Annotated in this window: 24 protein-coding genes; 7 read left to right on the top strand and 17 right to left on the bottom strand. The window is 64.7% G+C overall.

Annotation, left to right across the window (positions count from 1 at the left end):
- Window positions 1–11 precede the first annotated feature (11 nt).
- Window positions 12–554, bottom strand: coding sequence for an FKBP-type peptidyl-prolyl cis-trans isomerase (locus ACSQ8Y_RS01535; RefSeq protein ID WP_436264711.1), 543 nt, complete (start codon window positions 552–554; stop codon window positions 12–14).
- 161 nt (window positions 555–715) lie between these two features.
- On the opposite strand from ACSQ8Y_RS01535, the gene ACSQ8Y_RS01530 reads away from it, so the two are divergent.
- From ACSQ8Y_RS01530 to ACSQ8Y_RS01520, 3 genes are all read left to right on the top strand, one after another.
- Complete coding sequence (locus tag ACSQ8Y_RS01530; RefSeq protein ID WP_436264710.1) at window positions 716–1,852, top strand: JmjC domain-containing protein; 1,137 nt, start codon at window positions 716–718, stop codon at window positions 1,850–1,852.
- 11 nt (window positions 1,853–1,863) lie between these two features.
- Window positions 1,864–2,340 carry a hypothetical protein gene (locus ACSQ8Y_RS01525; protein ID WP_436264709.1) on the top strand — a complete coding sequence of 159 codons (477 nt, stop codon included), beginning with the start codon at window positions 1,864–1,866 and terminating at the stop codon, window positions 2,338–2,340.
- Window positions 2,341–2,634: 294 nt separating this feature from the next.
- Window positions 2,635–2,910, top strand: a complete 276-nt coding sequence (locus ACSQ8Y_RS01520) for a hypothetical protein (protein ID WP_436264708.1) — start codon at window positions 2,635–2,637, stop codon at window positions 2,908–2,910.
- A gap of 105 nt (window positions 2,911–3,015) precedes the next feature.
- On the opposite strand, the gene bamC is transcribed toward ACSQ8Y_RS01520, so the two are convergent.
- The 9 genes from bamC to ACSQ8Y_RS01475 all read right to left on the bottom strand — a co-directional run bounded on the left by bamC (window position 3,016) and on the right by ACSQ8Y_RS01475 (window position 11,100).
- Entirely contained in the window at window positions 3,016–4,152 is a 1,137-nt protein-coding gene (gene bamC, locus ACSQ8Y_RS01515; protein WP_436269725.1) for an outer membrane protein assembly factor BamC, read from the bottom strand.
- An 81-nt stretch (window positions 4,153–4,233) separates the two neighbouring features.
- Complete coding sequence (gene dapA, locus ACSQ8Y_RS01510) at window positions 4,234–5,112, bottom strand: 4-hydroxy-tetrahydrodipicolinate synthase (RefSeq protein WP_436264707.1); 879 nt, start codon at window positions 5,110–5,112, stop codon at window positions 4,234–4,236.
- 96 nt (window positions 5,113–5,208) lie between these two features.
- Window positions 5,209–5,757: a class I SAM-dependent methyltransferase gene (locus ACSQ8Y_RS01505; RefSeq protein ID WP_436264706.1), complete on the bottom strand. Its 549-nt coding sequence runs from the start codon at window positions 5,755–5,757 to the stop codon at window positions 5,209–5,211.
- Window positions 5,754–6,956 (bottom strand): tryptophan--tRNA ligase, encoded by a 1,203-nt coding sequence (locus ACSQ8Y_RS01500; protein ID WP_436264705.1) that lies wholly within the window; start codon window positions 6,954–6,956, stop codon window positions 5,754–5,756. The genes ACSQ8Y_RS01505 and ACSQ8Y_RS01500 overlap by 4 nt, the downstream gene beginning before the upstream one ends.
- A 5-nt stretch (window positions 6,957–6,961) precedes the next feature.
- On the bottom strand, window positions 6,962–7,636 hold the full coding sequence (locus tag ACSQ8Y_RS01495) for a site-2 protease family protein (RefSeq protein ID WP_436264704.1): 675 nt from the start codon (window positions 7,634–7,636) through the stop codon (window positions 6,962–6,964).
- A 66-nt stretch (window positions 7,637–7,702) separates the two neighbouring features.
- The gene (locus tag ACSQ8Y_RS01490; protein WP_436264703.1) at window positions 7,703–8,326 is read right to left on the bottom strand and encodes an L-threonylcarbamoyladenylate synthase; all 624 of its coding nucleotides are present in this window, start codon (window positions 8,324–8,326) and stop codon (window positions 7,703–7,705) included.
- Between the two features lie 15 nt (window positions 8,327–8,341).
- Window positions 8,342–9,223, bottom strand: coding sequence for a protease HtpX (htpX, locus tag ACSQ8Y_RS01485; RefSeq protein WP_436264702.1), 882 nt, complete (start codon window positions 9,221–9,223; stop codon window positions 8,342–8,344).
- A 63-nt stretch (window positions 9,224–9,286) separates the two neighbouring features.
- A complete protein-coding gene (locus tag ACSQ8Y_RS01480) occupies window positions 9,287–10,117 on the bottom strand; it encodes a 3',5'-nucleoside bisphosphate phosphatase (protein WP_436264701.1) in 831 nt (276 codons plus the stop codon).
- Window positions 10,118–10,224: 107 nt separating this feature from the next.
- The gene (locus ACSQ8Y_RS01475; protein ID WP_436269724.1) at window positions 10,225–11,100 is read right to left on the bottom strand and encodes an alpha/beta fold hydrolase; all 876 of its coding nucleotides are present in this window, start codon (window positions 11,098–11,100) and stop codon (window positions 10,225–10,227) included.
- Between the two features lie 197 nt (window positions 11,101–11,297).
- Here ACSQ8Y_RS01475 and ACSQ8Y_RS01470 point away from each other — a divergent pair, with 197 nt between their 5' ends.
- Window positions 11,298–11,822, top strand: a complete 525-nt coding sequence (locus tag ACSQ8Y_RS01470; RefSeq protein WP_436264700.1) for a gamma carbonic anhydrase family protein — start codon at window positions 11,298–11,300, stop codon at window positions 11,820–11,822.
- A gap of 3 nt (window positions 11,823–11,825) precedes the next feature.
- The gene (gene hslO, locus ACSQ8Y_RS01465; protein ID WP_436264699.1) at window positions 11,826–12,791 is read left to right on the top strand and encodes an Hsp33 family molecular chaperone HslO; all 966 of its coding nucleotides are present in this window, start codon (window positions 11,826–11,828) and stop codon (window positions 12,789–12,791) included.
- A 181-nt stretch (window positions 12,792–12,972) separates the two neighbouring features.
- On the opposite strand, the gene ACSQ8Y_RS01460 is transcribed toward hslO, so the two are convergent.
- The 5 genes from ACSQ8Y_RS01460 to ACSQ8Y_RS01440 all read right to left on the bottom strand — a co-directional run bounded on the left by ACSQ8Y_RS01460 (window position 12,973) and on the right by ACSQ8Y_RS01440 (window position 18,787).
- Complete coding sequence (locus ACSQ8Y_RS01460) at window positions 12,973–14,133, bottom strand: hemin-degrading factor (protein ID WP_436264698.1); 1,161 nt, start codon at window positions 14,131–14,133, stop codon at window positions 12,973–12,975.
- Window positions 14,134–14,409: 276 nt separating this feature from the next.
- Window positions 14,410–14,745 (bottom strand): cell division protein FtsB, encoded by a 336-nt coding sequence (gene ftsB / locus ACSQ8Y_RS01455; RefSeq protein ID WP_436264697.1) that lies wholly within the window; start codon window positions 14,743–14,745, stop codon window positions 14,410–14,412.
- A gap of 43 nt (window positions 14,746–14,788) precedes the next feature.
- Complete coding sequence (eno, locus tag ACSQ8Y_RS01450; protein ID WP_436264696.1) at window positions 14,789–16,072, bottom strand: phosphopyruvate hydratase; 1,284 nt, start codon at window positions 16,070–16,072, stop codon at window positions 14,789–14,791.
- 175 nt (window positions 16,073–16,247) lie between these two features.
- Window positions 16,248–17,102 carry a 3-deoxy-8-phosphooctulonate synthase gene (gene kdsA / locus ACSQ8Y_RS01445; protein ID WP_436264695.1) on the bottom strand — a complete coding sequence of 285 codons (855 nt, stop codon included), beginning with the start codon at window positions 17,100–17,102 and terminating at the stop codon, window positions 16,248–16,250.
- The gene (locus ACSQ8Y_RS01440) at window positions 17,099–18,787 is read right to left on the bottom strand and encodes a CTP synthase (protein ID WP_436264694.1); all 1,689 of its coding nucleotides are present in this window, start codon (window positions 18,785–18,787) and stop codon (window positions 17,099–17,101) included. The genes kdsA and ACSQ8Y_RS01440 overlap by 4 nt, the downstream gene beginning before the upstream one ends.
- A gap of 200 nt (window positions 18,788–18,987) precedes the next feature.
- On the opposite strand from ACSQ8Y_RS01440, the gene ACSQ8Y_RS01435 reads away from it, so the two are divergent.
- Window positions 18,988–19,389 (top strand): PRC-barrel domain-containing protein, encoded by a 402-nt coding sequence (locus tag ACSQ8Y_RS01435; RefSeq protein ID WP_436264693.1) that lies wholly within the window; start codon window positions 18,988–18,990, stop codon window positions 19,387–19,389.
- Window positions 19,390–19,473: 84 nt separating this feature from the next.
- Here the strand turns inward: ACSQ8Y_RS01435 and ACSQ8Y_RS01430 are convergent, their stop codons facing one another.
- A complete protein-coding gene (locus tag ACSQ8Y_RS01430; protein WP_436264692.1) occupies window positions 19,474–19,929 on the bottom strand; it encodes a GNAT family N-acetyltransferase in 456 nt (151 codons plus the stop codon).
- A gap of 59 nt (window positions 19,930–19,988) precedes the next feature.
- On the opposite strand from ACSQ8Y_RS01430, the gene ACSQ8Y_RS01425 reads away from it, so the two are divergent.
- Window positions 19,989–20,264 carry a putative signal transducing protein gene (locus ACSQ8Y_RS01425; RefSeq protein WP_436264691.1) on the top strand — a complete coding sequence of 92 codons (276 nt, stop codon included), beginning with the start codon at window positions 19,989–19,991 and terminating at the stop codon, window positions 20,262–20,264.
- Between the two features lie 5 nt (window positions 20,265–20,269).
- On the opposite strand, the gene ACSQ8Y_RS01420 is transcribed toward ACSQ8Y_RS01425, so the two are convergent.
- On the bottom strand, window positions 20,270–23,446 hold the full coding sequence (locus tag ACSQ8Y_RS01420; protein WP_436264690.1) for an error-prone DNA polymerase: 3,177 nt from the start codon (window positions 23,444–23,446) through the stop codon (window positions 20,270–20,272).
- Between the last annotated feature and the right edge of the window lie 153 nt (window positions 23,447–23,599).

Raw genomic sequence — 23,599 nt, 5'->3', positions numbered from 1 at the left:
CTGCTTAGTGCTTAGTGGATCGGGTGGGTGCGGAACTCGTCGCCCTCTTCACCGTCATCTTCTTCGCCGTGGTGGTGGCCATGGGCGCCGTGCACGTGCTCGTGCGCGATTTCTTCGTCGGTGGCGGCGCGTACGTCAACCACGTTCAGCTCGAAGCGCAGCGCCATGCCGGCCAGTGGATGGTTGCCATCGAGGACCACCTTGTCGTCGGCGATTTCGGTCACGGTGAAGATCAGCGCTTCTTCATCGCCATCTTCGCCGTCCGGCATGCCTTCGAACTGCATGCCCACTTCCAGCGGCTCAGGCAGGCGGTTGCGCGGCTCGACCTTCACCAGCGCGGCGTCGTAATCGCCGAACGCGTCTTCCGGTTCGATCTGGATGGTCGAAGCGTAGCCGGTCTCTTTGCCGTCCAGCTCTTCTTCGATTTTCGGCAGCGTGTTCTCGTAACCGCCGTGCAGGTAGACCATAGGCTGGCGACCGTCTTCGATCAGATTGTTCTGTGCATCGGACAGTTTGTAGTTAACGGTCACAACAGTATTCTTGGCGATCTTCATTATGGCTTCCTTTCGTATTTAAGCTCCCAAGATTATACCTTGTAGTCGAGCCCACGCCAGCAGGCGCAAACCGTTGCGCTGGCGCGCGGCAGTGCCGCACGAATTCCCAGCTCCACCCAGCGCCCCGGATTCCCCCATCAGTGCGCTTGTTATAATGGGGTATGAAAAAATTACCTCTCCTGGGCGACATCACGCCCGCGCAATTCCTGCGCGACTACTGGCACAAGAAACCATTGCTGATCCGTCAAGCGGTGCCCGGCTTCAAGCCGCTGCTGACGCTGGACGCGCTGGCCGAGCTGGCAAAAAAGAATTTCGTTGAATCCCGCCTGATCACCAAGGTGGACGGCAACTGGGATATGCAGCACGGCCCGCTCGAAGCGCTGCCCGCGCGCGACGAAAAGGCATGGACCATGCTGGTGCAGGGCGTCAACCTGTTCGACGCCCGCGCCGACGCGCTGCTGCGCCAGTTCCGCTTCATCCCCGACGCCCGCCTGGACGACCTGATGGTGAGCTTCGCCACCGACGGCGGCGGCGTCGGCCCGCACTTCGATTCCTACGACGTGTTCCTGCTGCAAGCGCAGGGCCAGCGCCGCTGGCGCATCAGCCCGCAGAAGGACCTGAGCCTGATCGACGGTCTGCCGCTCAAGATCCTGAGCAATTTCCAGGCGGACGAGGAATTCGTGCTGGAACCGGGCGACATGCTCTACCTGCCGCCCCACTACGCGCACGACGGCACCGCCATCGGCGACTGCCAGACCTATTCGATCGGCTTCCGTTCGCCGTCGTTCCAGGAACTGGGCGAGAACTTCCTGCAATGGATGGCCGATTCGATCGACCTGCCGGGCCGCTACGCCGATCCGGACCTGGAGGCGACGGGCAAGCCGGCCGAAATCCCGCGCCATATGCTGGACACCGTGATCGACGAGCTGAACAAGGTGCGCTTCACCGAGGACGACATCACCATCTTCCTGGGCGAGTACCTGTCTGAGCCAAAACACAACGTTTTCTTCACCGGCCCGGACAAGCCGCTGACTTTAGAGCGCTTCCTCCAGTCGGCGGCGAAAAAAGGCGGGGTGGCGCTGTCGCCCAAGACGCAGATGCTGTACCGGGGCAGCCATGTCTTCATCAACGGCGAGTCCTTCGCCATCGGCCGCGCCGACAAGGTCGCGCTGGTGACCCTGGCAAACGACCGCGCGCTCGGCGCGGCGGCCCTGGCGCAAGCGTCGGACGACGTGGTGGACGCCCTGTACGCCTGGTACACCGACGGCTGGCTGGAATTCGCGGCCGGCACCAAATAAAAGGAGCAGCCATGGAAAAGCAGGTCCAGCACTTCGATACCCGCGCGGGATTCCAGGAGCAGCTGCGGGTCTGCATTTCCAGGGCTAATTCGACGCTGCAGCTATTCGATCCCGATTTTGCCGCCTGGGAGCTGGGTAGCAGTCAAATAGACGCCTTATTCAGGCAGTTCCTGTCAAATCGCGGCAAATTGGAACTGGTCGCCCACAGTAACGCCGAATTGGAGCAGCACGCGCCCCGCTTCAAGCGCTTGCTGCGCGACTACAGCCATGCGATAGAATGCCGCCGCACCAGCCCCGCCCTGCGGCAATTGACGGATTCATTCTGCATCGCCGACCAACTGCACCTGGTACGCCGTTATCACTCGGATCACTTCCGCGGCGAAGCAGTGTATGATGCAGCACTCGATACGCAAGTCTGCGGCGAGCGCTTCACGGCGATATGGAAGGAGACCGTGCCCGGTTTGAATGCGGACACTACTGGACTCTAGCCCTTATCAAGGTAGAATGCTGCTGTTCGACTGTTAAGCCGGTATTGGCTGCGGTTGCGGGAGTTTGGCTGAAGAAGCAATTTATTGCGTTATCGCAAAATAGTTGCGATTTCGGCCTCTTCCGCTATTGCGACGCACCAAAAATCGCTATAATATTCGGTTAGGAAGTTTCCGTTGTCTGGCAGGCACCTATTGGTACGAAAGGCCTACGAAGACGCCCTAATGAGCGATAATTACCGGTAATTATTCATCGCAACATTGTTGTTTATTTTTTGAATTAATTAAGGAAAACCCATGAAAAAATCCCTGCTGATCGCCTCCCTGCTGGCCGTTGCTCTGGCTGCTTGCTCGAAAAAAGAAGAAGCTCCTGCTGCTCCAGTAGCAACCCCTGAAGTTGCTGCTCCTGCAGCCGCTCCAGCTGCTCCAGCCGCTGACGCTGCTGCTCCAGCCGCTGCTCCAGCTGCTGACGCTGCTGCTGCTGCCGCTACCGCCGCTTCGGCTGCTGCTTCGGCCGCTTCCGCTGCCGCTTCGGCTGCTTCGGCTGCTGCATCCGCTGCTGCTGCGAAGTAATCAGTCAGTTGGAAAGAAAAACCGGCCTCGGCCGGTTTTTTTTCGCCCTGGTTTTCGCAAGACGTAAAAAAACCGGCCGAGGCCGGTTTTTTCTCATGGGACAGCTTACTTCAGCTGTTCATGCAGCAAGGTCAGGATCTTCTCGCCGGTCGGCGAGGTTTCCGGCTTGCCGTCGTTGCTCAGCACGGTCACATCGCTGGCGGTGCCGGCGGCGCCCGCCTTGACTGCCACGCGGTAGCGCTGCGCTTCCTTGTCCTTCTCGGACGAGCCCCAGCTGAACAGCTTGGAGAAGAAGCCCTTGGTGCTGCCGGCGTCCTGGTCCACGTAACGGACGAAGTACACGCCCTGCACGCGGTCGCGGTCTTCGACGGTGAAGCCGGCGCGGTCCAGCGCCAGGCCGACACGGCGCCAGGCGCGGTCGAAGCCTTCATCCACTTCCACCTTGCGCTCCGCGCCGGCACCCATCAGCGTGGCGTGCTGCGGCTGCACAATGGCGTTGTCGACGGTGGTGCGCGCGCTGGCTTCATCCTTGTCGCCGCCCAGCTTGGTCATCAGCTTGGCGATGAACAGCGCTTCGAGGCCCGGGTCGTTGGGACGCGCGGTCCACATCGTGGTTTCCTTCTGGGCGCCGGTGATGACTTCCTCGGCGCCGCGGTGGCTGATGTAGACCTCGGTGCTGCCGTCCGGCAAGCGTTCCAGACGGGTGCGGTACTTGTCGCGCTGGCCGCTCGAATACAGGGAATCGAAGACTTTGCCGATGGTGTTGCGCACGAAATCCTGCGGGATCTTGGCGCGGTTTTCATTCCATTCGGTTTCCAGGATGCCGGCTTTCGGCTCGTTCAGCGCCAGGGTGAAACCCGACTCTTCCCAGAAGTTCTTCAGCTGCGGCCACAGTTGCTCGGGCGTCTGCTTGACGACCAGCCAGCGCTGATTGCCGGCGCGCATCACCTTGACGCTGTCGGTGCCGGTGGACGCGACCTTGTTGGCGCTGCCGGGCGCTGCGGCCACGGTGCCGCCGCCAGCGGCGCGCTGGGCCTGGTAGCCCGACGCGGTCGCCACGCCACGGGTGCTATCCGGCAGCGAATAGCGGTTATCCGCCTGCAACTGCGTCAGATCCGGCGGAACGTCCAGCGTGCTGGCTTTCTTGGCCGACTTGTAGTCCACCTTGTCGTTGCCGACGACCGAGCTGATCATGCCGCAGCCGGTCAGGCTGACGGCCATGGCGGCAACCGCCGCACACATCAAGCCGCGCTGCGGGGTAAGGGATGCTGTCTTGCGAATAGTCATGTTTTACTGGAGAGGAAAGTCCCGCCGGAGCGGGGCTTAGTTGATCAGGCCGGCTTCGCGCAGCGCGCCGCGGACGGTCTCATGGTACTCGGCTGCCAGCGGCACCAGCGGCAAACGGATACCAGCAGGCATCATGCCCATTTCTGCCAGCGCCCACTTCACAGGCACCGGATTGGGTTCGACGAACAGCTTGGTGTGCAGCGGGAAGACTTTGTTGTTGATCTCGATCGCCTTGGTGATCTCGCCTGCCATGGCAGCCTTGCACAGCTCGTGCATGGCGCGCGGGGCGACGTTGGCGGTCACCGAGATGTTGCCTTTGCCACCGGCCAGCATCAGGGCCACGGCGCTCGGATCGTCGCCGGAATAGACGGCGAACTCTTTCGGCGCCAGGCGCAGCAGGTCCAGGCCGCGGCCGATGTTGCCGGTCGCGTCTTTCACGCCGATGATGTTCTTGACGGCCGCCAGGCGCACGATGGTCTCGTTCGACATGTCGGCCACGGTGCGGCCGGGCACGTTGTACAGGATGACGGGGATATCGACTGCTTCGGCGATGGCCTTGAAGTGCTGGTACATGCCTTCCTGGGTAGGACGGTTGTAGTACGGCACGACTTGCAGCACGGCGTCCGCGCCCGCCGCCTTGGCGTAGCGGGTCAGTTCAATCGCCTCGGCGGTCGAATTGCCGCCGGCGCCGGCGATGATGGGAATGCGGCCCTTGGCGTGCTCCACGGTGGCCTTGACCAGGGCGCAGTGCTCTTCAACGTTGACGGTGGCCGATTCGCCAGTGGTGCCGACGATGACGATGCCGTCAGTGCCTTCGGCAATGTGCCAATCGATCAGCTTGTTCAAACCCGGAAAATCCAGACTGCCGTCTGGGTGCATCGGGGTGACAATTGCTACTATGCTGCCCTTAATCATAGTTAACCAAAACAGTAAGAAATTAAAACAACGATTGTAGACGATAGGCCGGGTCTGTGGTGCTTCCGGGAACAGTATCGCATATTAAAAGTGCGATTAGAACGCGGGCAGCAGGGCCGCGACGCGCGGGAAGTCCGGCTTGACGGCGCAGATGCGTTGCACCAGAGCAGGTTTTGGCGTTTCCACCATGCCGTCTTCGAAGGCGATCACGCGCAGCGCGTGCCTGGCAGCCCATTCCAGCAGCTCGCCCGGCGCCAGCAGGTAGTCCGGGTTGGACGGCTTGCCGAACTGGCCATTGCCTTCCGAAAACGTCTCGTAGAGCAGCACGCCGTTAGGCGCCAGGCTGGCCAGCATGTCGGCAATGAGCGGCCGATGCAGGTAGTTTGTGACCACGATGCCGGCGAAACGGCCGGGGCCGAAAGGCCAGACCGCGTCCTCCGCCTCCAGGTCGATCTGCGAGGTGACGATGCCGTCGCCCGCCGCCGCCAGCAGCGAATCGGCGTTCTGGTCCACTGCCACCACCAGGTGGCCCAGGCCCACCAAGTGGCGCGCATGGCGGCCGGTGCCGCATGCCAGGTCCAGCACTTCGCCGCCCGGAATAAGCGGGGCGAAACGCCGCACCCACGGAGATATCAGTTCACTCATGTATAGGAAAGTCCCATTGCTTCGCGCACATCGCGCATGGTTTCTTGTGCCAGTTTGCGGGCCACGTCGTTGCCGTCGGCCACGATGGCGCGCACCAGCGACGGGTCGTCCAGGTAGGGCTGGGCGCGCTCGTGCATCGGCTCCTGCTCCTTGATGATGGCGTCGATCACCGGCTGCTTGCATTCGATGCAGCCGATGCCGGCCGACTGGCAGCCTTTGACCACCCATTCCTGGGTGGCGTTGTCCGAATAGACCTGGTGGAACTGCCACACCGGGCAGCGCGCCGGGTCGCCCGGATCGGTACGGCGCACGCGCGCCGGATCGGTCGGCATGGTGCGCACTTTTTTCGTGACCGCGTCCTTGTCCTCGCGCAGCGCGATGGAGTTGCCGTAGCTCTTGGACATCTTGCGCCCGTCCAGGCCGGGCAAGCGGCCCGAGGCGGTCAGCCTGGCCTGCGGCTCGACCAGGATCAGCTTGCGGCTGCCCTCCAGGTAGCCGAACAGGCGCTCGCGGTCTATCATCGACAGGTTGTGCGCCTCGTCCAGCATGGCCTTGGCCTGCTCCAGCGCCTCGCCATTGCCGTCGCGCTGGAACTCGGTGCGCAGCTCGTTGTAGAGTTTGGCGCGCTTGCTGCCCAGCTTTTTCACCGCGTCCTGGGCCTTCTGCTCGAAACCCTTCTCTTTGCCGTACAAGTGATTAAAACGGCGCGCAATTTCGCGCATCATCTCAATGTGCGGCACCTGGTCGTCGCCCACCGGCACCTCGGACGCGCGGTAGATCAGCACGTCGGCCGCCTGCAGCAGCGGATAACCGAGGAAGCCGTAGGTTGCCAGGTCTTTACTGGCCAGATTCTCGATCTGGTCCTTATAGGTCGGCACCCGCTCCAGCCAGCCCAGCGGCGTGGCCATGGACAGCAGCAAATGCAGTTCCGCGTGCTCGGGCACGCGCGACTGGATGAACAAGGTGGCCTGGGACGGGTCGACGCCGGCCGCCAGCCAGTCGACCAGCATTTCCCAGGTGCTGCGTTCGATCAGCTCCGGGTCGTCGTAGTGGGTGGTCAGGGCGTGCCAGTCGGCCACGAAAAACAGGCAAGGCTGCTCGGCCTGCATCTTGATCCAGTTGGTCAGGGCGCCGTGGTAATGGCCCAGGTGCATGGCGCCCGTGGGGCGCATGCCGGATACGACACGATCTGGGTACATGGCGGTCAGCTCAGCAGCAATTGCAGCGGGTACACCAGCGCGATGAAGACGCCTTGCAGCATCTGCACCATGGAGGCCAGGATGGGGCTCAGGATGCCGGTGTACATCAGCGCCAGCAGGCCGATAAACACGTAGGGGCCATAGCGCTCGATGCGGGCGAACTTGTACGCCAGCTGGTCAGGCAGCAGCGCGGTCAGGATGCGGCCGCCATCCAGCGGCGGCACCGGGATCAGGTTGAATACGCACATTACCGCGTTGGTCAGGATGCCGGCCTTGGCCATGCCCAACAGGAAGGGTTCCTGCACGCCGAAACGGTACAGCAACAGCAGAACTATGGTCCAGCCCAGGCCCATGAGGAAATTGGCGGCCGGGCCGGCGGCGGCAACATAGCCCATCTGCTTTTTCGGGTTGCGCAGGCGGCCGTAGTCGACCGGCACCGGCTTGGCGTAGCCGAAGGCCATGCCGAGCGGGCTCAGCGCAAGCATGATGGGCAGCAGCACGGTGCCGAACCAGTCGATGTGGGCGATGGGGTTGACAGTCAGCCGCCCCTGCTGCTCGGCCGTGGTGTCGCCGAAATACCGGGCGACATAGCCGTGCGCTGCTTCGTGGAGGGAGATGGCGAAAAGTACAGGGATCGCGAACACGGCGATGGTCTGTATTGTTTGATTGAAATCGGTCATAGGTAAAATTCTACCAGACCGGGTCGACCGGCCTGGAGCGTGGTGGGAATGGATGGGTGGGCAGGCTTACAGGCCCAGCACTGCGGGGTCGCCCCGGCCCTGGCGCACCAGTTCGGGCTCGGGGCCGCTCAGGTCGACCACGGTGGTGGGCTCGAAACTGCAGGCGCCGCCGTCGACGATCAGGTCGATCTGTTTTTCCAGGCGTTCGCGGATGGAATCGGGGTCGGTCAGCGGCTCGCCGTCGCCCGGCATGATCAGGGTGGTGCCCAGCAGCGGCTGCTGCAGTTCGGCCAGCAAGGCCTCGACGATGGCGTTTTCCGGCACCCGCAGGCCGATGGTCTTGCGCGACGGGTGGCTCAGGCGGCGCGGCACGCAGCGGGTCGCCTCCAGGATGAAGGTGTACGGTCCCGGCGTGGCCGCCTTCAGCAGGCGGAACTGCTTGTTGTCCACGCGCGCGTAGACGCCGATTTCGCTCAGGTCGCGGCACAGCAGGGTCAGGTGGTGCTTCTCGTCGATGCCGCGGATGCGGCGCAGCCGTTCGACGGCGCTTTTATCGTCCAGGTGGCACACCAGCGCATAACAGGAATCGGTCGGCAGCGCGACGATGCCGCCGCCGTGGATGATCTGCGCCGCCTGCTTGATCAGGCGGTTCTGCGGGTTGACGGGGTGGACCTGGAAATATTGGCTCATAAGGACGGTTCGAGACTATCGCGGCAGTTGCTGCAGGGCCGCGATGCGTTGCTCCATCGGCGGGTGGGTGGAGAACAGCGCCGACCAGCCGCCGCCGCCGGTAATGCCGGAGGCCGCCATGTTCTGCGGCAGCGCTCCCGGCTCCAGGCCGCCCAGGCGGGCCAGCGCGTGCTGCATCGGCACGCTGCTGCCCAGCAGCTTGGCCGAGCCGGCGTCGGCGCGGAATTCGCGCTGGCGCGAGAACCAGGCCACGATGATGGAGGCCAGCAGGCCGAACACGATTTCGCAGACGAACACGGTGACCATGTAGCCGATGCCGGAGCCGTTGCCGCGCTCGTCCTTGCTGCGCAACATGTTGTCGACGAAGAAGCCGACTATGCGGGCCAGGAACACGACGAAGGTGTTCACCACGCCCTGGATCAGCGTCATGGTCACCATGTCGCCGTTGGCGATGTGGGCCACCTCGTGGCCCAGCACGGCTTCCACCTCGTCGCGGTTCATCGACTGCAGCAGGCCGGTCGAGACCGCCACCAGGGCGGAATTCTTGAAGGCGCCGGTGGCGAAGGCATTCGGTTCGCCTTCATACACGGCCACCTCCGGCATGCCGATGCCGGCCCGTTCGGCCAGCTGGCGCACGGTGCCGACCAGCCACTGCTCGGTGGAATTGGCGGGCGCGTCGATCACGCGGGCGCCGGTGCTCCACTTGGCCATCGGCTTGCTGATCAGCAGAGAAATGATGGAACCGGTGAAGCCGACCACCAGCGAAAACGCCAGCAGGCTGCCCAGCTGAAGGTTGCCGCCCGTGCCGGGACGGCCGATGCCCAGCAGCGACAGCACCAGCGACAGCACCAGCATCACGGCCAGGTTGGTGGCGATAAACAGGACGATACGTTTCATACAATTCTCCGAGGTCTTACCCGGGCATGAGATATGGCCGGGTAGCGCAAATTACAAGTCCGCTCAGAACCAGTCGTGCCAGACCGGGGTCACGTTGCCGGGCAGCGGCGGCAGCAGCCTGAAGTCCACGCGCGCCTCGCCCGGGGCGTGGAAATCGGTGCCGCGCGAGGCCAGGAAGCCGTAGGCGTTGGCCAGGCGGGCATATTCGGGATACTGGTCGGGCGTATGGCTGCCGGTGACCACTTCGATCGCCGTGCCGCCCAATTGCTTGAACTCGTCGAACAGCGCGCCCTGGGCGGTGTCGCTGAACTTGTAGCGGCCCGGGTGGGCGATGACGGCGATGCCGCCGGCGCCGCGTATCCATTGCACCGCGTCGGCCAGGGTGGCCCAGCGGTGCTCCACGTAGCCGGGCTTGCCTTCGCACAGGTATTTCTTGAACACTTCCGAGGTATTGCGGCAGGCGCCGATCTCGACGATGTAGCGCGCGAAATGCGTGCGCGACATCAAATTCGGGTTGGATACGTATTTCAGCGCGCCCTCGTAGGCGTCCGGGATGCCGGCCTTGGCCAGCTGCGAGGAGATTTCGCGGCCGCGCTGGTCGCGCCCGGAGCGGGTCGCTTCCAGGCCCTGCACCAGGGCGGCGTTCTGCTCGTCGATCTGCAGGCCGACGATGTGCACCGTCTCGCGCGCCCAGGTGATGGAGATTTCCACGCCGGTGACAAAGCGCATGCCCTGCTCGGCGGCGGCCGCGCGGGCGGCGGGGATGCCGCCGACTTCGTCGTGGTCGGTCAACGCCCAGACGTCCACGCCGGCCTCGCGCGCCACCATGGCGACTTTGGCGGGCGGCAAGACGCCGTCGGAAACGTTGGAATGGCAGTGCAAATCGACATTCATGCTTGGCAAACTTTACAAATACGAAAACCCCATTGTACGCTGCGTTCGAAATGGCGGGTGACGCGCTGCGGACCCGGCGTCCCCTGCCAGCCCGCCAGCCCGCCAAGCTAAGCCAGGAACTCCTCCAGCATCGCCGCCAGCTGCTCTGGCTGGTCGTGGTGCAGCATGTGGCCGGCGTTGTTCATCATCCTGGCGGTGACGTTGGCCAGGTGGCCCAGGCGGCGGTCGATTTCCACGCGCGCCTCCTCCTTCGGCCCCATCCACAGCCACATATTGGTGTGCTCGGCCTCCACCCACAGCACCGGCGCCGTGATCGCGGCCCAGCACGCCATCACTTCGTCCACGTGGTAGAGCAGCGGGTTGATGCGCTTGTGGGCCGGGTCGCCGAGGATTTCCCACTCGCCCTTGTCGTTCTGGCCCGACCAGTGGCTGGCCAGGAAGGCGGCGCGCGCGTCGGACAGGCGCGGGTTGGTCTTCTGCAGCCGCTTGGCGACCTCGGCCAGGCTGGCGTAGCCGCGCATTTCCTGCGGCACCAGCAGTTCGTCCATCCACTTGGCGTAGCGGCCCGGCGCCTGCTCCGGCGTGGTGGACTTCATGCCGAAGCCCTCCAGGTTGACCAGGCGGCGGATGCGCTGCGGCCGCGCGCCGGCGTACAGTCCGACCACGTTGCCGCCCATGCTGTGGCCCAGCAGATTGACCGGGCTGTCCGGCTGGTAGTGGCGCAGGATGGCGTCCAGGTCGCCCAGGTAGTCGACGAACCAGTACGTGTCCACGCGCGGGCGCTCGGTCAGGCCGAAGCCGCGCCAGTCCGGCGCAATCACATGCCAGTCGCCCTGCAGCGCGTCGACCACGAACTGGAACGAGGCCGACACGTCCATCCAGCCGTGCACCATGAAGATTTTCGGCGCCCCTTCCCTGCCCCAGTGGCGCACATGGGTGCGGTTGCCGCGCACGTCGATAAATTCGGAACGGGATGGTTTCATCATGATTGCAGCCTTGAAAGTAGCGCGGCGAGCGCAATATGGGAGCCTGCTAAGGCGCAAGCCAAGATATTAGCACGATCGTTCGCAACGTATAACGCGTGCCGGCCCCCGCCATTTTGCCCGGTTTTGCCAGCCTCACGTGCAGCAGGCGTAAAATAGCGCCATTCCGCAATCCCCTCAGACTATCAAGGCCATCCATGACCATCTACCAGCTGGGCGAACACGCGCCCGAGATCGATGCATCCGCCTATGTGGCCGACAGCGCCACGCTGATCGGCAAAGTCACGCTGCACGCCCATGCCTCGGTGTGGTTCGGCACCACGATACGCGGCGACAACGAACGCATCACCATCGGCGAGAACAGCAATGTGCAGGAAAACGCCGTGATGCACACCGACATGGGCTTTCCGCTGACCTTGGGCAAAAACGTGACGGTGGGCCATCAAGCCATGCTGCACGGCTGCACCATCGGCGACGGCTCGCTGGTCGGCATCCAGGCGGTGATCCTGAACGGCGCCAAGATCGGCAAAGGCTGCCTGGTCGGCGCCGGCGCGCTGGTGACCGAAGGCAAGGAATTCGGCGACAACCAGCTCATCATCGGTTCGCCCGCCAAGGCCGTGCGCACGCTGACGCCGGAAGACGTGGCGCGCCTGCAAGGCGGCGCCGACAGCTATGTCAAGCGCGGCCAGCTGTTCAAGACGCAACTCAAGAAAATAGGATAAACAATGAGCATCACCCCCGAACTGGCCGCCGGCCAGGACTCCCTGCAGAAATTCATGTTCGACAACGCCTCGGTGCGCGGCGAACTGGTCGACATCTCGGCCTCCTGGCGCGAGATGCAGGAGCGCCACGACTATCCGGCGCCGGTCAAGCGCGTGCTCGGTGAAATGGTGGCGGCGGCCGCCCTGCTGTCGGCCAATTTGAAATTCAACGGTTCCATCATCATGCAGATCCACGGTGACGGTCCGGTGCGCCTGCTGGTGGTCGAGTGCGATGCCGAGCTGCGCGTGCGCGCCACGGCCAAGCTGAACCCGGACCTGGCGGTCGCCGACGGCGCCGGCGTACGCGAGCTGCTCAACGCCAGCGGCAAAGGCCGCTTCATCATCACGCTCGACCCGGCCGACAAGATGCCGGGCCAGCAGCCCTACCAGGGCATCGTGCCGCTGGACGGCGACGACGTCGCGACCGTGATCGAAAACTATATGCAGCGTTCGGAACAGCTGGACACCAAGCTGTGGCTGGCGGCCGACGACAACGTGGCGCGCGGCATGCTGCTGCAGAAGCTGCCCTACCACGGCGGCAAGGTCGACGCCACGACGCTGTCGCAGGACGAGGCGCTGGAAACCTGGAACCGCGCGGTGATCCTGGGCTCGACCCTGAAGCAGGAGGAAATCCTGAGCACCACCATCGACGTGCTGCTGCAGCGCCTGTTCTGGGAAGAGACCATACGCGTATTCGATCCCGTGCATCCCTCCTTCCACTGCAGCTGCACGCGCGAGAAGGTCGGCAACATGCTCAAGATGCTGGGCCAGGAGGAAGTGGAAGGCGTGCTGGACGAACAAGGCACGGTCGCGATCAACTGCGATTTCTGCGGCCAGCACTACGAGTACGACAAGGTCGATTGCGCGCAGCTGTTCGTCAGCAGCGCGCCGGCGGAAGTGTTGATGCACGCCAGCGAAGCAAAGCACTAAGCACCCACTGCCGGGTTACGCTGCTGCGCAGCCAACCCGCCCTACCGCAGGCGGATGGATATTGGTCCGCAGGGCGGATGGGCGCTAGCCCGTGGGGCGGCAGCGAGGCGCCGCAGGCCGATTGGCGTTGGCCGTAGGGCGGCTTAGCCGGAGGCGTAACCCGCCAGGATCCGCCGATGGGCTACGCTTTAGGCAGGTTGCGGGTCAAATCCGCCCACGTCTGCGGCTGCGCCTTGGCGCGCTCGCGCACGCCGAAGAAAGTCACCACCAGTTCGCCGTCCTTGTCGAAGAACTCCACCGACGTCACGCCCGCGCGCTGCACCACGTAGCCACTCTTGAACGCGCTCTCGCGCAGGTGCAGCTTGAAGTCCGGGTCCTGCACGTTGTACCACTCGCCGCTGGCCGCCGTCCTGGTGATCACGCCGCTGAAAATCTGCGTCACCGCCCCATTGCCCAGGAAGGCCATGATGGGCAGCTGTTGTTTGGCCGCTTCGTCCAGCAATTGGCGCACCGCCTGCGGCGCGACGCGCGTGACGGCGCCTTCCGGCGCCAGACGCATGGCCTGCTCGCGCGAGATGCCGAACTCGCCCAGCAGGCGGTTGAACTGCTGCACGTCCGTCATGTCCTTCCAGGCCAGCTGGAACGCGTTCACGTCCACGGCACTGTCGGCCTTCTCCGCCATTTTCGGCGCGGCCGGCAGCACCTTCAGCGCGGCATGCTGGCCGGCGGCGCGGAAGTCGGCCACCAGCTTGTCGAACACGCCGGCCGCAGCCTCGTTCTTCAGGTAGAGCTTGTGCACGGCCATGCCGCTCTCGTCGAAGAACTGCAGGCTGCGCGCAAGCTGGCCGTCGCGGTCCGGCTGCTCCACCGCGAAGGCGTGCTTCCAGTTGCCGAAGTTGAAGCGCAGGTCGATCTCGCCGCCCAGGTAGCCGCCCGCGATATTGCGCATGCGCGCCTCGCGTTCCGGATCGTTGCCGGCGCCTGCAGCCAATGATGCGGTGGCGCCGTCCTGCTCCAGGCGCATGGCCACGCCGGTGCGTTCCAGCACGCCGTTCTCGTTGCGCGTGAGCGCCAGCACTTTGCCGAAGTCCAGTGCGCGGCGCATGATCTCGCGCGCGGCGTTCTCGTCGTCCTTCAGCAAGGTGACGGTCTTGCCGATGCCGGTGGCCAGCAGCTCGGCTTCGGAGACGTCCAGGGCGCGCGCGGCGTCGCGGACCTGCAGCTGGGGCTGCTCTGCGCGCAGCCTGGTCCAGCGCTCGGCCAGGTTTTCTGCGCCGGCCGGCAGCGCGCCAAACATCAGGGCGCCGGCCAGGGCCAGGGCGTAAGGGTGATGAATTTTCATGCGGGTCTCCAGTATCAGACCATCAGTTTAAAGGCAAGCGCGACATGACGGCCAGGTTTCGCATGGCGTTCACAGGCTGCGCGGGACGCGTAGTTCCAGCATTTTTTATCGCCCGGCTTGTACGGCTGGCACGCTGGTCGGGGGCTCATGGCGGGCGATGTTGCCCATGCCGGTCGCGCCGCACCGCGGTTCAGCTTGCCAGCGGAATCGGTTTGGCGCAGGACGCCGGGCGCATCGCCGGCTGCTTGCGGATTCTGGCTTAGTGCGGATTCGGGCTTAGTGCGGGGCGGCGAGGGCGGCGGGGGCGGCCGAGGCGGCGGGGGCTTGCGGCTGGGTCTGGCCCTTGCCGAGGATCTGGATGTAGATTTCGTTCTGCTTGAGCATGCTCAGCTCGAAGCGGGCGCGCTCCTCGACGGCGCCGGTGCCATCCTTCAGGTCGCGCACTTCGGAATCGAGTTTGGCGTTGCGGCTTTTCAGCTCGGCGTTTTTCTTCTGGGCGACCGCCACCTGGCCTTCCAGGTCGGCGACGCGCAGCCAGCCGCCTTTCCCCAGCCACAGCGGGTACTGTATCAGCAGCAGCAGCGCTGCCAGTGCAAGGGTAATCAGACGCATAGTGAGACGCCGGCCGGATACGCATCCGGCCGGCGCGGTGCCATTACTTCAGGTTGTAGAACGCGTCACGGCCAGGGTAGGAAGCGATGTCGCCCAGGTCTTCTTCGATGCGCAGCAGCTGGTTGTACTTGGCCATGCGGTCCGAACGGGACATGGAACCGGTCTTGATCTGCAGCGCGTTCAGGCCCACGGCGATGTCGGCGATGGTCGAGTCTTCGGTTTCGCCCGAGCGGTGCGAGATCACGGCGGTGTAGCCGGCGCGCTTGGCCATTTCGATGGCGGCGAAGGTCTCGGTCAGGGTGCCGATCTGGTTGATCTTGATCAGGATCGAGTTGGCGATGCCCTTCTGGATGCCTTCTTTCAGGATCTTGGTATTGGTGACGAACAGGTCGTCGCCCACCAGCTGGATCTTCTTGCCCAGCGCTTCGGTCAGGATGGCCCAGCCTTCCCAGTCGCCTTCGTGCATCGCGTCTTCGATCGAGATGATCGGGTACTTGTCGCACCAGGTGGCCAGCAGGTTGGTGAATTCGGTGGCGGTCAAGCTCATGCCCTCGCCTTCCAGCTCATACTTGCCGTCCTTGTAGAACTCGGACGCGGCGCAGTCCAGGCCCAGCGCGATCTGCGTGCCCGGCTCGTAGCCGGCTTCTTCGATGGCCTGGATGATCAGCTTGATCGCGTCTTCATGCGAGGCCAGCGACGGGGCAAAGCCGCCTTCGTCGCCGACGGCCGTGCTCAGGCCCTTCTTGTGCAGGATCTTCTTCAGCGTGTGGAACACTTCCGCGCCGTAGCGGATCGCTTCCTTGAACGACGGGGCGCCCACGGGAATGATCATAAATTCCTGGATGTCCAGGTTGTTGTCGGCGTGCGCGCCGCCGTTGATGACGTTCATCATCGGCACCGGCATCTGCATCGCGCCCGAACCGCCGAAGTAGCGGTACAGCGGCAGGCCGGCTTCTTCGGCGGCGGCCTTGGCGACCGCCATCGACACGGCCAGCATGGCGTTAGCGCCCAGGCGGGACTTGTTCTCGGTGCCGTCCAGGTCGATCAGGGTGCGGTCCAGGAAGGCTTGCTCATTGGCGTCCAGGCCCATGATGGCTTCCGAGATCTCGGTGTTGATGTTCTCGCAGGCTTGCAGCACGCCTTTGCCGAAATAGCGCTTGGCGTCGCCGTCGCGCAGTTCGATCGCTTCGCGCGAACCGGTCGACGCGCCCGACGGCACCGCCGCGCGGCCCATCACGCCCGACTCCAGCAGCACGTCGCACTCCACGGTTGGATTGCCGCGCGAGTCGATGATTTCACGACCGATAATGTCTACGATAGCACTCATGTCATTCTCCAAAAGTTTAAGCAAAACTGTTGCCGGCGAGCAGGTCTGGGCGGGTGTTCAGCCGGGCTCCGCGCAAAATTGCAGCAAGAGTAACAGACGGCGGCCGGATGTGGAAGCGGGCCCGGCGTATGTGTTCTATACGCCGGGCCCGCCCGGTATTTCGATTACCCGGTGATCAGTTGAAGCTGGTTTCCAGGAAGCCGGCTTTCTTGGTCACGCGGTCCAGCTCGATGAGCACGGACAGCAATTCCTTCATGCGGCCCAGCGGCACCGCGTTCGGGCCGTCCGACAGCGCAACGGCCGGGTTCGGATGGGTTTCCATGAACAGGCCGGCCACGCCGACCGCCACGGCCGCGCGCGACAGCACCGGCACCATCTCGCGCATGCCGCCCGAGGAAGCGCCGTTGCCGCCCGGCAGCTGCACCGAATGGGTCGCGTCGAACACCACCGGGCAGTTCGTTTCGCGCATGATGGCCAGCGAACGCATGTCCGACACCAGGTTGTTGTAGCCGAAGGAGGCGCCGCGCTCGCAGGCCATGAAGTTGTCTTCGTTCAAGCCCTTGGCCTTGGCCGCTTCGCGCGCCTTGGCCATCACGTGCTTCATGTCGCCCGGGGCCAGGAACTGCCCCTTCTTGATGTTGACCGGCTTGCCCGATTCGGCGCAGGCGGTGATGAAGTCGGTCTGGCGGCACAGGAAGGCCGGCGTTTGCAGCACGTCCACCACCGACGACACGGCGCCGATCTCTTCGATCGAGTGCACGTCGGTCAGCACCGGCACGCCCAGCTCGCGTTTGACGTCGCCCAGGATTTCCAGGCCCTTGTCCATGCCGGGACCGCGGTACGAGGTGCCCGACGAACGGTTGGCCTTGTCGAACGACGACTTGTAGATGAAGGGGATGCCCAGTGCTTCGGTCATTTCCTTCAGCGCGCCGGCGGTGTCGAACGCCATCTGGCGCGATTCGATCACGCAGGTGCCGGCGATCAGGAAGAACGGCTGGTCAAGGCCGACGTCAAATCCGCAGAGTTTCATGCCGCATCTCCTTGCAGTTCATCAACGCTCGCCACCGCGTGCAAGCCCTTGGAGGCCTTCTGCACCAGCGCGGCCTTGATGTAGGACGTGAACAGCGGGTGGCCGTCGCGCGGGGTCGATTTGAATTCAGGGTGGTACTGCACGCCCATATACCATGGGTGGGCATTGTCGCCGCTGCGCGGCAGTTCCATGATTTCGCACAGGTCTTCGGTCGGGGTGCGCGCGGCAACCACCAGGCCGGCCGCTTCCACGCGGCCCAGGTAGTGGTTGTTCGCTTCGTAGCGGTGGCGGTGGCGCTCGGTCACCACGCTGCCGTAGATTTCCGAGGCCAGGGTGCCCGGCTTGACGGCGCAGGCTTGCGCGCCCAGGCGCATGGTGCCGCCCATATCGGACTTCTCGTCGCGCTTTTCAACCTTGCCGTCCAGGCCTTGCCACTCGTCGATCAGGGCCACGACAGGCTGGTCGGTTTCCGGCTCGAACTCGGTGGAGTTGGCGTTGACCAGGCCGGCCTTGTGGCGCGCGTACTCGATCAGCGCGACCTGCATGCCCAGGCAGATGCCCAGGTAGGGGATCTTGTTCTCGCGGGCGAACTGGGCGGCCATGATCTTGCCTTCCACGCCGCGCTTGCCGAAGCCGCCCGGCACCAGGATGGCGTCGTACTTGGCCAGCTCGGCGCAGCCGGTGGTTTCGATCTCTTCGGAATCGATGTATTCGATGTTGACCTTGGATTCGTTGTGGATGCCGGCGTGGCGCAGCGCCTCGGTCAGCGACTTGTACGATTCGGTCAGTTCCACGTATTTGCCGACCATGCCGATCGCCACTTCCGCCTTCGGGTGCTCGAGCGTGTAGATCAGCTTGCTCCACACGGACAGGTCGGCCGGCGCCGGCGACAGGTCCAGCGCTTCGCAGATGATGGCGTCGAGGCCCTGGTCGTGCAGCATCTGCGGCACTTTGTAGATGGTGTCGACGTCCCACACGGAGATCACGGCCTGCTCTTCGATGTTGGAGAACAGCGAGATCTTGGCGCGTTCGTCTTCCGGGATGGCGCGGTCGGCGCGGCACAGCAGCGCGTTCGGCGAGATGCCGATTTCGCGCAGCTTCTGCACCGAGTGCTGGGTCGGCTTGGTCTTCAGCTCGCCGGCCGAGGCAATGAAGGGCACCAGGGTCAGGTGGACGAAGGCGGTGTTCTTGCGGCCGGCGCGCAGGCTCAGCTGGCGCGCCGCTTCCAGGAAGGGCAGCGACTCGATGTCGCCCACGGTGCCGCCGATTTCGCACAGGGCCACGTCGTAGCCTTCCGCGCCGCGGCGGATGTAGTCCTGGATTTCATTGGTGATGTGCGGGATCACCTGCACGGTCTTGCCCAGGTACTCGCCGCGGCGCTCCTTGCGGATCACCGATTCGTAGATCTGGCCGGTGGTGAAGTTGTTCACCTTTTTCATGCGGGTGGAGATGAAGCGCTCGTAGTGACCGAGGTCGAGGTCGGTTTCCGCCCCGTCGTCGGTGACGAACACTTCACCGTGCTGCATAGGGCTCATCGTGCCTGGATCGACATTGATGTAGGGGTCGAGCTTGAGCATGGTGACTTTGAGGCCGCGCGATTCGAGGATCGCGGCGAGGGAGGCGGCGGCTATCCCTTTACCAAGGGAAGACACAACGCCACCAGTGACGAAGACATATTTGGTCATTGCGGGTCGGTGCCGAACGGCACGTGCGGGAAATTGAAATTATAGCGCAAATTGCGCATTTCTTCATCATTACGGCCGGAAATATCCCGCTACGGCCGGGCTCGCCTAGGCAAAAGGGCAAGATTGCTTTCAGTGTGGGTCAGCGTACAGAGTGCTCACGCCGCTTGCCGGACAATGGTCATTTTCAACGGGAGGACGAAATGAGCTACGAAGAACGCGATGCCTACGGCATGTATGTGGACCGCGGCCACAAGGGCCCGGGTCCAGAACTGATGGGCGCCGACACGCTGATCGGCGACCATGTGCACAACCTGAAAAACGAACACCTGGGCGAGATCAAGGAAATCATGCTGGATATGCGCACCGGCAAAATCGCCTATGCCGTGATGTCCAGCGGCGGCGTGTTCAGCATCGGCGAGAAGCTGTTCGCCGTACCGTGGGAAGCGCTGACGCTGGACACCGTGAACAAGCGCTTCACACTCAACATCGACAAGGAGCGCATCGAGAACGCGCCCGGCTTCGACACCGACCACTGGCCCAATATGGCCAACCAGGCCTGGTCTGCCGAGATTCACAACTACTACGGCACCAGCGCGCGCTAAGCGCCGCGCCGGCGCCGGCACCCGCCGCACTGTCCAGACGCGCCTTCCCGGCGCGTTTGCCGTTTCGGCCGCGCAGTCGGCGCCTCAGCCGGCGGCTGGTTCCGCCAGCCGCATCGGCACATAGGCGATGCCGTGCTCCTCCACGCGCGCTCCGGTGGCGACGAAGCCGAAGTGCTCGTACACCGGCAGCGCGCACAGCGACGCGTTGACGGTCATGGCCGGCCCGGACGCGGCCGCGCGCGCCGTGCGCCACAGCTGCCGCGCCAGCCCCTGGCCGTGGAAGCGGCGCGCCACGAACAGGTGGTACAGGTGGGTTCCGTTGCGCAGCGCCACCACGCCCGCCAGGTCGCCGTCGACCCAGCCGGTCCAGTACTGGTACTCCGCGCCGATCGCGTAGCGTTCCACCGCGCCCTGCGACATGCTCAGGATGAACTGCTCCGCCCCCGCGCCGTCCGGGGCCAGCGTCATGAAGGGCATCAAGTCATTGATGAGCGCGCTGATCGCCACCGCGTCTTCCCGCATTGCTTTTCGAATGAGCATTTTTTCCATGCCCCATTGTGCCAGAATCGGTATAGTGAAGGCATCCCATAGGAGCAAGCATGGATAACGACTACCGCGTCATTGCGCAGTTCCTGATACCGACCGAGGCGCACCTGGTGTGCGGCTGCCTGGTGGCGGCGGGCGTGCCGGCCGTGGTGTGCGACGACCAGCTGGTGCAGGCCAACCTGCTGTGGGCGCCGGCCATCGGCGGCGCGCGCATCCTGGTGCCGGAGGAGTTCATGCGCAAGGCGCGCGAGGCGCTCGCATCCTATGAACGCGGCGAGTACGCGCTGACCGAGGACGCGGACGTCGGCCCGCCGGCCCTGCCCGCCTAGCTGTCTTAGCAGAAATCCCGGCTGACGGTGGGCAGCTTGCCGAGCAAATGGCTCATGTCCACCAGCCGCTTGGCCACCAGGTGGCGCACGATGCCCTCCTGCTGCCACACGCCGTACACGCCCAGCAATTGCGCGCCCAGCACTTCGCGCCGCTGCTGCTCGACCAGCGCCGGCCAGATGATCACGTTCACATTGCCGGTCTCGTCCTCTAGGGTGATGAACAGCACGCCCTTGGCGGTGCCGGGCCGTTGCCGCACCGTGACGATGCCGCAGCCGCGCGCCAGTTGGCCGTTGCGGTAGGTGTTCAGGGTGGACGCGGACATGAAGCGGCGCTCCAGCAACTGCGGGCGCAGCAGCGCCAGCGGATGGCGCCGCAAGGTCAAGCCCTGCGCCCGGTAGTCGCTGACGATGTCGTCGCCTTCGCTGGGCGGCTTGAGCACCGGCACCGCCTCGTCGGGCGTGGTCGGGCGCAGCAAATCCTTGTCGGGCACGGCGCCGGCCGCCTGCCACAGGGCTTGGCGGCGGTTGCCGGACAGGCTTTCGAGCGCGTTGGCGCCGGCCAGCACCTGCAGGTCGTGCCGGTCGAGGTCGGCGCGCCGGGCCAGGTCGGCCACGCTGGCGTAGGGCCGCACGGAACGGGCTTGCTCGATGCGCTCGACGCTGCCGGGCCGCATGCCGCGCAGCACCGAAAAACCGAGCCGCACCGCGGGCTGGCCGCGCGCGCCGGCCGCCTCCTCCAGCGCGCAGTCCCAGCCGCTGATGGCCACGTCCACCGGCCGCACGATGACGCCGTGGCGCTTGGCGTCCTGCACCAGCTGGGACGGGCCGTAGAAACCCAGCGGCTGACTGTTGAGCAAGGCGCACAGGAAGGCGGCCGGCTCGTGGCATTTGACCCAGGAGCTGGCGTAGGTCAGCAGCGCGAAACTGGCCGCGTGCGATTCGGGGAAGCCGTATTCGCCGAAGCCCTGGATCTGCTGGCAGATGGCGTCGGCGAACGCCAGCTCATAACCGTTCCTCAGCATGCCGGCGACGATTTTCTTCTGGTACTTCTCGATGTCGCCCTTGCGCTTCCAGGCCGCCATCGCGCGCCGCAACTGGTCGGCCTCCCCCGGCGTGAAATCGGCGGCCAGCATGGCGATCTGCATCACCTGCTCCTGGAAAATCGGCACGCCCAGGGTGCGTTCGAGCGCCTCCTTCAAGCGCGGCTGGTATTCCACCAGCGCGGGATCCATGCGGCGCTGCAGATAGGGATGCACCATGCCGCCCTGGATCGGCCCGGGCCGCACCAGCGCCACTTCGACCACCAGGTCGTAGAACGTCCTCGGCCGCAAACGCGGCAGCATGCTCATCTGCGCGCGCGACTCGATCTGGAACACGCCGACGGTGTCGGCCTCGCACATCATGTCGTAGGTCTGCGGGTCTTCGCGCGGAATGTCCTGCATGCGGAACAGCGTGCCGCGCCGCTGGCCGATCAGGTCCAGCGAGCGCCGCAGCGCCGACAGCATGCCCAGCGCCAGCACGTCCACCTTCATCAGGCCCAGCTCCTCCAGGTCGTCCTTGTCCCACTGGATCACGCTGCGCTCGGCCATGCTGGCGTTCTCGATCGGCACCAGGCGCGACAGCTTGTCCTGCGCGATGACGAAGCCGCCCACGTGCTGCGACAGGTGGCGCGGCATGCCGAGGAACTGGCAGGCCAGCGATGCCCACTGCTGCGCCAGGCGCGAGCCGGGGTCCAGCCCGCACTCGCCCAGGCGGCCCAGCAAATCCTGCTTGCTGTCGAACCAGCGGTGCGACTTGGCGACCTTTTCCACAATCGCCAGGTCCACGCCCAGCGCCTTGCCGCTGTCGCGCAGCGCGCTCTTGGGCCGGTAGCAGATCACGGTGGCGGCCAGCGCGGCGCGGTGCCGGCCGTACTTGGCGTAGATGTACTGGATCACTTCCTCGCGCCGCTGGTGCTCGAAGTCGACGTCGATGTCGGGCGGCTCGGCGCGTTCGCGCGAGATGAAGCGGCCCACCAGCAGCTTGCTGGTCGCCGGGTCGACCTCGGTCACGCCCAGGCAATAGCACACGGCCGAGTTGGCGGCCGAACCGCGCCCCTGGCACAGGATGCCCAGCGAGCGCGCGTAGCGCACGATGTCGTACACGGTGAGGAAATAGAACTCGTAGCCCAGTTCGGCGATCAGTTCCAGCTCCTCCTCGACCTGCTGCTGCACCGCGGCCGGCATGCCGTCCGGGTAGCGTCCTTGCGCGCTGAGGTAGGTTTCCTGGCGCAGATAGCTGGCCGGCGTGTGGCCGGCCGGCACCAGCTCGTGCGGATATTCATACTTCAGCTCTTCCAGCGAGAAATCGCACAGCGCGGCGATGCGCACGCTCTGGTCCAGCGCGGCGCGCGGATACAGGTTGGCCAGCCGCAGCCGCGAGCGCAGATGCTGCTCGGCGTTCTGCGCCAGCTCGTAGCCGCACTCCCCCACCGGGCGGCCGACGCGCACGGCGGTCAAGGTGTCGAGCAGCGGCTTGCGCGAGCGCACGTGCATGCGCACATTGCCCAGCGCCACCACCGGCAAGCCGTGCTGCCAGGCCACCTCGTCCAGGCTCATGCGGTGCGCCTCGTCGAAGGCGTGCTGCAGCAGGTTCAGGCCTATCCAGGCGCGGCCGGGGAATTGCGCCGCCATCCACACCGCCTCCAGGTGCAGACGGTCCACGTCCTCCGCCTGGTCGGACGGATAGCGCGGCAGCAGGATCAGCAGGCAGTCGGGCAAACCCCGCAGATGCGCATAGTCCGGCGGCGGCGCGGCGATGTCGTCGAGGCAGAGGCGGTAACTGCCTTTCACCACGCCTTCGCGCAGGCGGGCCAGCGTGATCAGTTCGGACAAATTGCCGTAGCCGTTGCGGTTTTGCGCCAGCGCCAGCAGCGACAAGCCGGGCGTGCCGTCCGGATTGCTCAAATGGAAATGCGCGCCGATCAGCAGCTTGAGCCCGGCGCGCTTGGCCACCCCGTGCGCCCGCACCACGCCCGCCAGCGAACACTCGTCGGTGATCGCCAGCGCGGCGTAATCGAGCTGCACGGCGCGCTCGACCAGCTCCTCGGCATGCGAGGCGCCTTGCAGGAAGGAGAAATTCGTCAGGCAAAACAGCTCCGCATAAGCTGGCAGGCTGCTGGCTGGCGGCGGATTCGGGGGCATGGCTCAATAATACTGTACATAAACACAGTATTCTACTCCGACTGATTGCGCCCGACCACTACCAAAATGCAAGCGTGCCGCGGCTTTACGGCCGGAAGCAGTATGATTCGGCTGAAACTCGGCTGAAATTCGGCCGGAATTCGGCGGAGCGTC

It is taken from the genome of Pseudoduganella sp. LjRoot289 (genome assembly GCF_964252925.1).
GTDB lineage: Bacteria > Pseudomonadota > Gammaproteobacteria > Burkholderiales > Burkholderiaceae_D > Rugamonas.
This window is presented reverse-complemented; position numbering and strand designations above follow the sequence as displayed.